7 protein-coding genes are annotated in these 13,351 nt (G+C 47.1%); all 7 read right to left on the bottom strand.

Translation table 11 applies throughout. From position 1 onward, the window contains the following. Positions 1 to 24: 24 nt before the first annotated feature. Positions 25 to 2,208, bottom strand: a complete 2,184-nt coding sequence (locus C7460_RS17130) for an RICIN domain-containing protein (protein ID WP_115869356.1) — start codon at positions 2,206 to 2,208, stop codon at positions 25 to 27. A gap of 34 nt (positions 2,209 to 2,242) precedes the next feature. Next, positions 2,243 to 3,448 carry a sialidase family protein gene (locus tag C7460_RS17125; RefSeq protein ID WP_170148070.1) on the bottom strand — a complete coding sequence of 402 codons (1,206 nt, stop codon included), beginning with the start codon at positions 3,446 to 3,448 and terminating at the stop codon, positions 2,243 to 2,245. Further along, positions 3,445 to 5,469, bottom strand: a complete 2,025-nt coding sequence (locus tag C7460_RS17120) for a hypothetical protein (protein WP_221409558.1) — start codon at positions 5,467 to 5,469, stop codon at positions 3,445 to 3,447. Before C7460_RS17120 ends, C7460_RS17125 begins: the two co-directional genes overlap by 4 nt. Positions 5,470 to 5,523: 54 nt before the next feature. Beyond that, the gene (locus C7460_RS17115) at positions 5,524 to 7,311 is read right to left on the bottom strand and encodes a T9SS type A sorting domain-containing protein (protein ID WP_115869355.1); all 1,788 of its coding nucleotides are present in this window, start codon (positions 7,309 to 7,311) and stop codon (positions 5,524 to 5,526) included. A 24-nt stretch (positions 7,312 to 7,335) separates the two neighbouring features. Then, positions 7,336 to 8,403 (bottom strand): glycoside hydrolase family 43 protein, encoded by a 1,068-nt coding sequence (locus C7460_RS17110; protein ID WP_245986429.1) that lies wholly within the window; start codon positions 8,401 to 8,403, stop codon positions 7,336 to 7,338. Between the two features lie 63 nt (positions 8,404 to 8,466). Next, a complete protein-coding gene (locus C7460_RS17105) occupies positions 8,467 to 9,993 on the bottom strand; it encodes a RagB/SusD family nutrient uptake outer membrane protein (RefSeq protein ID WP_115869353.1) in 1,527 nt (508 codons plus the stop codon). Positions 9,994 to 10,004: 11 nt separating this feature from the next. Next, on the bottom strand, positions 10,005 to 13,349 hold the full coding sequence (locus C7460_RS17100; protein WP_245986427.1) for a SusC/RagA family TonB-linked outer membrane protein: 3,345 nt from the start codon (positions 13,347 to 13,349) through the stop codon (positions 10,005 to 10,007). Between the last annotated feature and the right edge of the window lie 2 nt (positions 13,350 to 13,351).

The following is a 13,351-nucleotide window of genomic DNA, read 5'->3' as shown; positions in this document are numbered from 1 at the left end:
AGGGTTGGAGCGACCTTAGTTTGCTTATTTTTTCGTGATTTTTATAACCTCACGAACAGACGTCCCATCGGTAATCTCAAGAAAATAAATCCCCGGCTGTTTGGCACTAAAATCAACCTTTGCTGTTTTTCCCGGTCTTGGCTGTAAAACTTCGAGTTGCCTACCGAATAGGTCACGGACTATTATACGTGATGTTTCAGTTAACGCACCTCGAACAGATACTTGCCCAACAGTAGGATTAGGGTATACCATCCATTTTTTCTCCTCCACATCCGAAGTAGTCGCTAGCCTAGCGCTGCTGGTCACTGCTTCAAACTTCCATAGCTGACAATCTCCTCCCCAGTAACTCCATTGATGAATGTTGGCCCCTGGGCTCATGGAGCAATTGGAAACATCCACAGCGTGTCCGCTGGACTTATTGATGATGCTGAAATATCCATTTCCCGCGGGCTCTATGGCAAACTTTTGGCAGTCGTTGCCATAGGCATCCCACTGCTGGATGTTGGCCCCTTCAAGTCCAGAACAGCTGGGGACATCCAGTACGCGATTGCTCTCCTGTGAGCGGATCATGTAGTATCCATCTCCTGTAGACTCTACACTCCAGCGCTGGCAATTGTTATTTAGCCAGGTCCACTGCGCTATGTTTGTACCATTGCTGACATTGCATCCGGCCAGATCCATTGCCAAACCACTTTTCTTGGACACTATTCTATAAACTCCCTCTTTGATAGGGCTTTCAGCTCCTAACCAATCCATTCTGAAGTGCTGCTGGCTGTTGCCCAGATAATCATACTGCTGAAGGTTAGCGCCATTATTCTGCCCTCCAAACTGGATATCCAGTGATTTCCCACTTTGCTTGGAGACTATGCGGTAATACCCTCCTCCTACGGATACAAAAGACCACTTCTGACAATCAGCACCATTTGGCGCCCACATTTGTACGTTTGCAGCATTTGCGTTGGAGCAGCTTTCCACCTCCAACACCAATCCACCCTGCACCGATGTGATGGTGTAATACCCGTCTGAGGTTGCCTGAATGTGCCATTTCTGACAGTCTACATTGGCATCCGACCACTGGTGCACATTGGCACCTTTCTCCATGGAGCAGCCCGCAACATCCAGTGGCTTATTGCTGCTCTGCACGACTATTTTGTAAATGCCATTGGCAATGGGCGACGCTGAAGCCAATGAAGCTTCCCCAGCGGGTGCCTGCTGCTTGATCCCCGTGGCTACAGGTACCCCAAAATTAGGAGTACCGTCTGCATTCCAGGTGATCTTTTGTGCGCGGGTAGTCCTGCTCGCATCGCAAGCACCTGAAGCATTGGTAGTGGCATGGTAGGCAAACCAATCCTGTGTACCATCTGGTGATTTAAAGAAAAAGTGATGCCCTGGCCCATAGGCCTGTACGGCGGAGTTGGATTCAAATACAGGCTGTGGATGTTTGTACCAGTTTCCGGAGTTCATAGGGTCCAGGTTGTCTGGCATGGAAAGCATACCTAGTTTATAATCAGGCGTCCAGCATCCATTTGCAGAATACACCATAAATACCTTTCCATTTTTTTGAATGACTTCAGGGGCTTCATTTACACCTCCATTGCTTTCCCATCCCATGTCCGGACTCGACAGCAATGTTCTGCCCGAATTGAGTGTCCACGGGTTGCTCATTGATGCGATATAAATGCGCTGGGGCTTATCGATGGTAGCATTATAATCGACACCAGACCATAGGAAATAATTGGTCCCATGAAGACTTAAAACAGTCCCATCAATGGCCCACAGGTCATTTGACGAGTCGTAGATCCTCCCTTTGAAAACCCACGTACCAGCCATGGGGTCGGTGGAGGTATTTTCCAGAACCCACGTACGCATGTCATTGGTACTGGTGGTCAGAGATGCACTAAAATAGATGTACCAGGTATTGTTGATACGAAACATCTCAGGTGCCCAGTAGTGATGTGTGGGGGCACTGCCCGATGGGGTGTAGATGGTCTGGATTGGAGCGGCTTTCAACCCCTCCAGGGTGGTAGACTTGCGCATACTAATGTTTCCACCGGTGGTGCCAGTGTAATAATAGTATCCATTATGATAGGTAATAAAAGGGTCAGCCAGGTCACTTATCGGATTCACAAAACTTCGCGAATGCGATTGAACAAAAGTGAACAAAGCAACTACTACTAAGGCCAAACGTGTTTGAATTCGACTTATCATACAATTTGAGTTTGGTTTCTAAAGTATATTTGGCTCAGTCTTCCCGCACAATATTTCCTTCTACCCAATGAACCTCTGAGTGACCATCACTGAAATTTCTACTAGCCAGCGCGATGATCGTTTGTGCATCGAGTGCACACAGGCTATTAAAAAAAGCTCCCTCCTCCACTGGTAGTCCGGGAAAAGGATAACTCACGTTTCCAAAGTCTTTAGCTTCATCATTACCAATGAGCACATACATGGTGTTTTTCATCCAATCGTCCCCGATCGCCCGGCCACCGGTATCGTGAAGTGATAGTATGGTCTCGCCAGTGGCCAACTGGAGGAGATATGGACCACCACCAAAGTTTACCAACGATTTTGGTGCTGCCAGCCACCGCCCATCAGGAGATGCAAAGCGATTTTCAAGATCAGAATAGCATATCCATGGCCCATTGGAGTTGCCTACCGATTCAATTGCAAATACGATCCCTTTATCATCATTCAACACCACTGGCACTGGCATACCGTCCCGCATAGACGGGGTATAGGCCACCGATTTGGGATTACTCCACGACAGGCCATCATTGGAAGAAGTCACCATCAGGATCTCTTGCTCTACATGATCAGCAACCTGCCACCACCGGGCTTCACTGGAATAAAACATCATCACATCGCCATCAGGATGCTGAACCATGGCTGGCTCCCAGGACCTTCCATATTTTACGATTCGCGGGTTTGACCAGGTAGTGCCCCGATCGTCGCTGTGCATTACCTGGATGTTGTTGTGCTGATTGTCATCAGGCTTGCCCCTGCCCGTAAATGCCATGAGTATCCGACCACTCCTCAACACTAAAAATTCTGGATTGGCAAAACCCCAATAGTTAGGGTCGTCATCAACCATGAGCACCTCGGACTCCGTCCAGTGCGCTCCCAGATCAAAACTTTTACGGAGGTATATATTATCCCAGCTGTTGTTTATATCTCCCCCGTGGTAGGCAAGCAGCAAGGTATCTCCCCCCAGCCGAATCATTCTGGGATATGCTGAACTGTACACCTCATGCGAAACTTTTCGTGGCTGCCCCCATTCAATTGCGCGGATGGGTTTACCTGAAATGCTTTTTTTAATCACCCACTCGGTGCTGTCTTTAGTCCCATCCACATCCTTTTCTATGGGTGCCGGATCACGCTCTGATTTGCACGAAAGTGCCATCACGGCATACACGCTCAGCGCAAAAACCGAATGTAAGACCTTTCTCATTTTGCGAAGTAAGCTTCTGTTCGTCCTTCCGTAAGCAACTCCCAAATCGAAGCTACAGTCCATCCCGGAGCAAACAGGTCGTTATAAAATCCTTTACCGAATTTGCCATAATCCCACTGGGTATGCTGGACCACTTCCGGATAGTAGCCTTCCTTACCAATATTGACCATATGCCCTTCATAAGGAAGCAGTTGAGCGCGCATAGAGGTTCGGATAACCTCGGCAAACTCAGCAAAACGGGGCTCTGAAGTTTCGTCTGCCAGCCAATCTAAAATTTCATCAAACTCAAAAATGTAGACGTCAATGTGGTTGTTTTCCACCGACACATTACCCCAACCTCTGGACTTCAGGCCCACATCGCCAAGCATTTGTCCCTGAGCAAAAGGAACATCCCAGGTGTAGTACCAGGACAGTGCGAAATATGCAGCTTTCTTTGCCAGCTGAATGTAGTGCTTCTGCTCCTTGCCACGGGTAACCTGCGCCAGGTAATACAGTGAAGTGGCTACATAGAGCGAGGCTTCCTTGTCTTCACAGTTGGCATCCAGCGTAGATGAAAAATAGTCCGCTTTATTGATCAGTTCTGCTTCCTGATACTCCCCTACCTTTTGGGCCATTTGCAGGTACTTTTTGTCACCAAAATATTGATAGGCCATTACCAGTGGAGGCACCACACACGATGAGCTTCCACCGCTGTGATCCTTCACTATCAACTGATCATCGAATTTTCGAGGGAAGCTCCCGTCAGCCTGTTGCAGGCCGGCAAACAGCTCCAGCATATCCTTTACTTTAGCTTCCCACTCGGCGTGGCTCCTGCCAGCTCTGCGCTCAAAATTGAGGTAAAAAAGTGCTGCATATAGCCCTTCTGACTGCCTCCGTATAGAGAAGACATCAGATTCCCAGTCGTGGTATTCGTCCACTACCTCCCGAAAAAATCCACCCGGGGTAAACCCTAATTTCAGGTAGCTATCCCAAATCTGATTGGAAATAGTAATCAGCCCCTCGTCTTGCTGCTGGTAGCCAAACTCTAATGAATTGAAGGCATTCAACAATACTCTACCCACAAACCCAACCTCCAGGAGAGGTACTACATCGCAGGTTGCCGTTTGGAGGTGAACACCCGAGTAGCCTTTCAGGCCATCGGAAAGAGAGGTAAAAGACTGCTTCCAGAACTGCGCAAGTGTTGATTTGATTTCTGCATTGGAAAACTCGTCCTTTGTTAAAGGTTGTGGCTGCATCAGGTCATAGGAAGTACTCCAGGCTTTAGCAACAAACTCCGAATAGTCTGCTGCATCGTATGAATTGAGTAGGTACTGATACACTACCTGCTCCCCCTCGGCTAGTTTGATGTACGAGGTAACAGGCTCACCAAGCGTAAGCTTCCGGTAGTAAGTATGAGGTGCTTCCTTGTAAGGAACGGAAAACTGGAGCGCCACGCCTACTTGGTCCTCTTGAAATCCAAGAGCCCCAAGATCAGTAGGTCCGCTGAGGATAACCTCTCCTTGATTGAGCGGTGCCAAAGCCACCTGCTCTGACACATCCATCCGGACCAGATTTACCCCGACATTGGTGGCTTCATTGAAAGCCCCTGTGAGCGGGGTGCTCAAACGATCTTCTCGAACGATCCAGCTTTTACTTACTCGTGCATTGGGCGCCTTGTCTGGCGACCGCAGGTTTTTGCGGTACCAAAATCCGGGCAGGTAAAACTGGGTAGACTCATAGCTAAAATTCTCCAGATTGATTTTTCCACTTAAGTTTATGTAACTGTCCGTAGTAGCTATCAGCCTGATTGTCAGTAACATACCTTCCTCCTGTGTGGTCACCTCCTGAGATAACTCTAAACCGCCTTCAACCATTTTACTGCTTGAGGCTAACAGGCTCAAATCGTGATTTTTCGCTGGGTTTCCAGGTATTTTGGATGAAAGCACATAATGTACCTCCAGTGACTGGGCATTAGTCAAGAAGGCCATCAAAATCAGGATAAGCGATACATATAACTTATTGGGCATTTTGAGATTTTTCATTCTTCTGAAATTGGGAAATTAGGGTTCGAACTGAATAAAAAGTGAGCAAAATCACTACTTCACAATGGCCCTCAGGCTGCTCTGCGTACCGTTCTGATGAAATAACTGAACGATATAAACACCAGGATCCAAATTGATCTGAGTCTGCGTTTCTCCAGACAATGCCGGTATGTTTTTCACACGTCTTCCGCAAATCGTCATGATGCTCATTGACCTCACACCTGAAAGGTTTCGGATGTGAATGGTACCAGATGTCGGATTGGGGTATATGGTCACATCGCTTGCTTTTGCGCCAAGCACGGCACCACCTTCCTGATGATTGAGGATACCCGAAGTGAATAGAGACCCTTGAAAGCTATGATCAATAGCCTGAACACCCCACTGGTATTCGCCGTAAGGGAGGTCTTTCACTTGCCAGGATGTGTTTAACTCCACATTGCCTTTTTGCTGTATGAGCAAACTTCCAGAAACAGTATCTGCCAAAGGCGTGTAATAAAAGCGACTATTACTATCTACCAAAAACAGATTGTAAGTCAGGCTTTTAGAAAGATCGTCGGATGCCGGACTCCAGCTAAAAGTCACATCCTTGCCATCGGCAGATGCCTGGAGGTCTGCAGGAGCCTGAGGGGCTTCATTTTGTTGTGCCACAGTATTGACGATTACTACCGAGATGTTTTTCCCAAAAGCCGAGCCTTCACCATTCCATTCGTTGCCAGAGAACCCATTGACTACCAGGTCCAGATCACCGTCATTGTCCAGGTCACCCATTTCCAGGGCGCTCTCAGATACTCCAGGCACCGTGCTGCTATAGTCGGCCAGCGTAAAGCTGCCACCATCATTGATGAAAAAACCTACACGCTGACCATTTGCATCAGGATTCCAGCCGGTGACAATTACATCGAGATCACCATCATTATCCCAATCTGCAAACCTTGATGAAGTGCCCGGACTAAATGCTCCAAATGGTTGAAAAGTAGTTTTTTCAGTGAAAGTGCCTTCCTGATTTTCATAAATGCGATACAACATATCGGTATCCTCGCCGGAGTTCACATACCCCCAGCCACCAATGAGCAAATCCAGGTCTCCATCTCCATCAAAATCACCCCAATCTGAAGACCCAGGCCCTTTTTTGATAATCCCTAAATCTGTGGCCGTGAAGGTTCCCTCCTCATTGACATACATCATCCCAAAGCGTGCATCGGAGTTTTCCTCATAGCCTGCCATCACCCACAGGTCCAGGTCTCCATCACTGTCATAGTCTACCGCCTGAGGTTTGCTATCAATAAATTTAAGCTCATCAAACGGAGACGTTTCATCAAAACCACCTGCTGCATTTCCATAATAGATTTTAGGCCGCAGATCAGAGATATTGTGATTTCCAAAAACGAAAATATCCGTATACCCATCATTGTTGAGATCGGCTATACCCAGGCCAGGAGCAATATGAATCAGACTGCTATAGGCAGCATCGAGGGTCCGGCCTTCAGCGCCGTTGGAGGTATAGAGGTTTACGATCACCGAGTCTGCAAATCCTGACTGAATGACATCAAAGATCCCATCGGCATTTACATCTCCAAATGCCACAGAAGGCACCCAGGTAGCTTCATATATGGATTCCACTTTTTCGAAAGTAAGCTCCCCTTTGTTGCTAAATAGCTGGGCAAAACGTCCATTAGGGTTTTCACCAATGATCAGGATATCGCGATTTCCATCACCATCGAAATCGGCGATTGAAATATCGGACTTCTGGACATCAAAATCCAGATCTATAATAGTTTCCTGAGCAAGTAATCCCAGGCTGGCCACCAAGAGGCAAGCCAGAATAAATAATTTATGTGTCATTGTATTTAAGTTTTTAGTTCCTGGTTAGTACTCTCCTGATGGTTTGGTAAGCTTTTTATAGAGCGGATGAGGTGTACCAAAATCAGGGTCTCCGTTTACATCCCAGGTAAAAGGTTGAATTCTTATGGATCGGTTACTACCACATCCCTGACCCGCTTGCGGGTTTGCATGATAAATGATCCAGTCTTCTGTTCCGTCTGCGGACTGAAAGAATCCATTGTGCCCCGGTCCATAAGCATTGCCTTCCGGGTATTGGCTGAAGACTGGCGTTTGCGATTTTTCCCATGCCTCGGGAGACATCAAATCCGCATCTATATCCGCTGTAAGAAGCCCCAGGGCATACCCATCTGTCCAACAGCCACCTGCTGAGTAGACGATGAATACTTTGTCATTTCTAAGTAAAACCTGAGGGCCTTCAGTCACTGTAGGGCTCACACCATTTGTCTCCCAGCTGAGTTCTGGCTTTGTGAGCATTACCCGCTCCCCTACTGGTGTGAGTGGGTCGTCCATTTTGCAGATGTAAATATCCTGACGACCGTTTACATCACCTTCCCACCCTGACCATAAGTAGTAGAGCTGTCCATTTGCTTCGAAAATCGTCCCGTCGATGGCCCATTTATCATCCGGGAGCTGTAGCATCCCCTTGTCAGTCCATGTACCTACTACGGGATCTGTTTGGGTATTTTGCAATACAAACATTCGATGATTCTTATTGTCGCCATCATCTGCAGCATAGTAGATATACCATTTGCCAGCTACCTGATGGATTTCAGGAGCCCAGATATTTTTCGAGTTTGGCCCTGAGGCTGGAGGTGTCCACACCACCCGATTGTATGCATTCGTCAGGTCAGCCATTTGATCACTCTTATACAAAGTCAAATTATAGCCTGTGGTGAAAGTGAGGTAGTAAGCATCGTTGGCTTGAAATACCCAGGGATCTGGCCCAGAGGTGAGAATCGGATTCAAAAACAAAGAATCTTGTTTCACTTCCGGCTCTTCTTTTGGCTGCACATCATTCACGGGCTCCTCGTCACAGGCCGATAGCATAAAGTAAGCACTACAGTACAAACCGATCATTAGCGTTCTAAGCATCGTTCGCATCGTTATTAAATGAATTGTAAAACCGGGCAGCAAGCTGCCCGGTCATTTGAGGTTTTACCAGTTCGGATTTTGATCCAGGTTGGGGTTTACGTCTCTGTCCACCTGTGGGATAGGCAGTAATTCGTGCTTACCTACCTCAAAGTTGTTGAATGCCGGGTCATTGACGGATAGCTGTGGCCCGATATCCCCCCAGCGCATGAGGTCGTTCCATCGGTGTCCTTCACCAGCCAGCTCCAGCAGTCGTTCTTTTTTTAGTTGCTCCAAAAATGCGGTTTGACCCAGCCCCGGCATCACTGTAGACAATGGAGCCAAGCTTGCTCTTTGTCTTACACGATCTACATGAGGATACGCTTCCGCTGTGCGATTGAGGGCGTTGAGGCACTCCGCATACATTAGGAGCACATCTGCATAGCGGATGTATCTGTAGTTATTCGGAGAGCGATATCCTTCTTCAATTTTCCAGTGGTCGTTGAGGAATTTTCGAACCCAAACGCGCTTGCTGTCAGGTCCTGTACCATATCTGGAGCTAAATGACACCCCATAGACCAAAGTCTCGTCAGGCCCATTGATATGCGTAGAATCAAACAGGAAACTTGCCTCCACTCTCGGGTCTCTATCACCAGCTACAGTCAGCTCGTCAAACTCATAAATAATCCACCTTCGTGCTTCTGCATCTGACCAGCCGATTCCTACAGGTGCTGTGAACTGAGCCATAGATGAGCCGTAGTTGTGGTTCGGAGTAGCTATGTCATCATCCGTAAACTCATTGGGGTTTTCAGCAAACTGCCATTCAAATACTGATTCCACATTGTTTTCGGTGGTTACCAGAAAGTTATCTCTATAGTTGGGTACCAAATCGTACAGATCTCCACCTTCACCATCTACGAGCCATTCTAGTGATGGCAATGCGTTTTGATAATCCTTTAGTTGAAAATAGGCTTTTGCCATTAAGGCGTGAGCAGCACCTTTGGTGACCCGTCCCAGGTCTTCCGGGGAAGCATATTTTGCCGGCAGCATCTCTACGGCCTTTTCTAAATCTGCAATGATCTGACCGTAGACCTCCTCCACAGAACTGTTGGCAGGATAATCGTCCGGAGAAGTAGTTTTGAGCATTAATGGCACATTGCCAAACAGCGTAACCAGGTGATAATAAAAGAGCCCTCTAAAGAAATAAGCCTGCCCCAATACTTCGTTCTTTTTATCCGTGTCCATGGCAATATCCGGCACATTATCGAGCACCTGATTTGCTCGATTGATCCCGACATAGTTATCATGCCAGACACCGGCAACCGGGCCAAAATTATAATCGGGTTGAATGAACTTATCCAACGCATTGGCCAGGTCGGTCCATGGACTTCTGCTTTCCCCAATATCCGAACGCGTAGAAAACAGCATAGGCATCCACCTGGAAATAGAACCCTTGTGTAGAGTACTGTAGACGGCATTTACACCTTTTACGGCATCTTCCTCATTTTGCCAGAAATACTGAACGCTTGGTTCGTTGGGATTATTAATATCTAGTTTGTCTTCACAGCCAAAACCCAGGCCGATGATCATCAAGTATATAAATATTCTTTTCATTGCTCTGTGGTTTAAAATTGAAACTGTATGCCTGTAGAATAGACTCTGTTGGAGGGCCAGTTGCCAGTATCAGCTCCACGCTCATAGATGCCATTGCCGGTTACGTCCGGATCCAAACCAGAGTACTGCGTGAGGGTGAGTAAGTTTTGACCACTGATAAACACACGGGCACTGGCTACACCTATAGTTTCAAGAAGTGAGGATTCAAAGTTGTACCCAAATTCCACATTTCTCAAGCGGAGGTACGAGCCGCTTTCAAGCCACCGATCACTATTTTGCCCATTCATGGCCAATGCGACATCATTGCTCGCCACACCGATTCTTGGATCACTGGTATTTGGGTTTTCCTCGGTCCAGGGCTGAATATCACTTCGGAAGTTGGTGTTTTGGTAACCATCCAAAATCTGTCTCACACTGTTGTAGATATAATTTCCAAAGACCCCTATTACCTGTACATTCAGGTTGAAGTTGCGATAAGACGCATTGAATTGTGAACCCACCTGCAATGTAGGCCAAGCGGATTTCCCGCTGAAATCCCGGTCATCCTCCGTGATTTGCCCGTCATCGTTTACGTCCACAAAGCGAATGTCTCCAGGTTGGGCATTTGGCTGGATCACCTGACCCTCCGAGTTGGTATGATCTAATACATCCTGAGGGGTTTGAAACAACCCGTCGGTTTTAAGCAAGTACCACTCAGAGATGGACCTACCCACCTTGGTACGTGTCAGTCCTGTAGGAATATAGTCGATACCTACTCCCTGATTACCCACACTTTCTACGGTATTTTTGATGGTGGTGAAATTGCCCGACAGGTCCCAGTTGAAGTCCCCTTCTCGCTTGCGATAGGTAGCACTAAACTCAAAGCCCTGATTTCTCAATGAACCCGTATTCACAAATGGATTTCCTCCGAGGGTACCGAAATAATTAGCTACCGGAGGGTTCAAAATCGCCTGATCTGATACAGAGTTGTAATAGGCTAATGATACCAGAAGACGATCGGCCATCATTCCCAGGTCAAGCCCTACATTTCGAGTGATTTTTGTTTCCCACTGGAGCTTTTCATTGATCAAGCGTGGCTGATACGCCCCTACATACGCTGCCTGTGAGTTGCCAAAAATAGCTCTGGGGTTACTGTTTAGGTTACCGATGTAGTCCCATGATCCAATAGCTCCCGGAACCAGTCCAATCTCTCCATAAGAAGCTGTCAGCTTCATATTGGAAACAAACGGAACATTAAAAAACCCTTCCTCGCTGAGTCTCCAGCCCATGGCCACTGATGGGAAGAATCCCGTTCTGTACTCTTCCTTAAATTTGGAATTTTTGTCGATTCGCCCAGTCAACGTGAGGAGGTACCTATCTGCAAATGAATAATTGACCCGTCCCAGGTAACCGATAATATAGCTATCTACGGGTCGACCTCCTGATGCCACGTCTTCACCTGTAGCGGAAGCTATTGTCGGTAGGTATTCGCCATTGATGACTTGCAGCTCGCTACGACGAGCAGTGGTAAACTCCCGTCTGAATGACTGCTGAGAAGTGCCCAATACGGCACTGATGCTGTGGCGTCCAAAATCCTTATTGATATTCAAGGTATGTTCTAAAAGCCCACTTGCATAGGTAGAACGTGTATCTTCAACATAACTTGGGTAAACGGCAGCATTGAAAGACCATACTCCATCTTCTCGCAAATATTTCGTATCGTCAAAACTCACTTCCAATCCTGCGTTAAATCGGTACTTAATCCAGTCGGTCAACTTGAAATCAAGGAAGGCATTGCCAACGAGCTTCGAGTATTTTGCAGTATTATGGCTTAGATTGTTGATGGCTACTGGATTCCATGCATAGGTTACTGCATCTACTGTCCCTATTCCCCATCCCTCTGGGTTGCTTTCGGTGATATAATCCTCACCACGAACAGGAATCACAGGTAGTAGCTGAGGCATGTCATAAAACGGATTGCCAGCATCGGGACTTTCATTGATCGAGTGGGTCAGGACCATATTTTCTCCTACAGTCACCCGGCCTATTTTGCTTTTGCTGTTTAGCCTCAGACTATATCGCTCAAATGACCGACCTTTAAGTACGCCTTCATTGTTAAAAGCACTACCGCTGATCATAAAACTGTTGTTTAGGGATCCACCGGATAAGCTCACATTGTAATCGTTAATTTTCCCCCATTGGATCATTTCATCCTGCCAATCAGTATCAATAGCCGGATCAAAATCAACGCCTACTGAAGCTGGTGGTGTAAGTCCGGAGTTTTCATACATGGACGTTTGCATGGCGGCAAATTCTTGCGCATTCATCACATCCCATCGTTTAGCGATTTGCTGAAGTCCCGTTTTTGCCGACACATTTACTTTTACCGGGCCTTCTTCACCTTGCTTGGTGGTGATGATTACTACTCCATTCGCTGCTCTGGATCCATAAATAGCTGCTGCGGAGGCATCTTTCAGGATTTGAATAGAGGCAATGTCATTGGTGTTGATGGTGGGGTTGGCATCAGCAAGCATTCCATCGATCACATAAAGTGGCTGTGTATCGGCAAAACTGCCAACTCCACGAATTTCGATGATCGCTCCAGCCCCCGGGGCTCCATCATTTCGTACCGTTACTCCCGGAGCCAGCCCCTGAATAGACTCGGCCAATGTGGTAGCAGTCACCTTGCTCGAGGCTGACGGATCAATTACTGAGGTAGCCCCAGTCAAATCTTTCTTTTGAACTGTCTGGTATCCGATTACTACAATCTCCTCTAGCCCCTGGGTATCTAGCTCCAGCGAAATGTTGTAGACTGACTGATCTGTAACAGGCACTTCCCTGGACTGATAGCCTACGAATGAAAACACAAGCGTTGTGCCTTCTTCCACGTCCAGCCGGAAGTTTCCATCTATATCTGTGATGGTACCAATGCTAGTACCTTTCACGGCAACTGTAGCTCCGGGTAGCCCTTCTCCATTTTCATCCACTACACGTCCGGTCACCGTTTTTTGGACACTTAGTTTTTCCAGGACATCTGGAAGCCGATCCGTTTCACTCACCTTTTTTATAGTGATCGTTTCATTGACACGCTTGAGCGAAACACGCGCCTGGACAGAAATCTCCTTGAGCAGAGATTCCATATTCCACTTACCCGATGTTATCACTATCTTTTTACCTTTCAGGTCCTTTTTGGAGTAGGCAAAATGAAACTCGCTAGACTGCTCAATTTCATCAAGCAATTCCAGTAGGTTTTTACTCTGGAGGGTGACTTCCAGATTGATCTCGCTCAAAAATTTCCTTTGAGCGACCGATTCATGTCCAAACGCCATGGTAAGCGAGTAGGACATGATCACCGCATAAATCGCAATTTTTGACATGC

Origin of the sequence: Marinoscillum furvescens DSM 4134 (assembly GCF_003386095.1) — a bacterium.
Classification (GTDB): Bacteria; Bacteroidota; Bacteroidia; order Cytophagales; family Cyclobacteriaceae; genus Marinoscillum; species Marinoscillum furvescens.
Note: the sequence above shows the minus strand (reverse complement) of the source record. Positions and strands in the feature narration are given on the sequence as shown.